This window comes from Pseudoalteromonas piscicida, assembly GCF_002744175.1.
Taxonomy (GTDB): domain Bacteria; phylum Pseudomonadota; class Gammaproteobacteria; order Enterobacterales; family Alteromonadaceae; genus Pseudoalteromonas; species Pseudoalteromonas piscicida_B.
The window spans coordinates 1-411 of sequence record NZ_NKHF01000164.1 but is presented as its reverse complement, the minus strand read 5'-3'; the positions used below and the strand labels follow the sequence as shown (position 1 = coordinate 411).

Sequence of the window (411 nt, the reverse complement as noted above, 5' to 3'; positions counted from 1 at the left end):
AAAAGCCGGGGTATATTGACGATATGCAACCTATCCTTACTCGATTAAATATAGAACCCGAGAGCTGGTTCAAACTTACCACGCAGTTTTCACGAGTATTTCACGGCGCGGTGGGTAGGAAGCGCGCTATCACCGCTCATTGTAAAACACTTAAAAAGCACCGGCGTACTAACCTAACCAACTGCGAGCGCTTACTGGGTTAAATACACTCGCATCCATAACTTCCATATTCCTGACTATGCGCTCTCGGGAGTTTTCCTGTGCGTGATAATAACTTTTGATCTTGAAAGCAATTCATTTCTGTAAATCAACTGGTTTATACAAGTCTTATTCGCTAAAAGCGCTACAGATTAGCCTCTGTTCAGCGACTTTTCACATAAATACCTAAAATAACAGTGGGTGTCAGCTATT

1 pseudogene is annotated in these 411 nt (G+C 42.3%); it reads left to right on the top strand.

From position 1 onward, the window contains the following. Positions 1-203: pseudogene (locus CEX98_RS23130) on the top strand (transposase); the annotation flags it as partial. Positions 204-411: the final 208 nt, after the last annotated feature.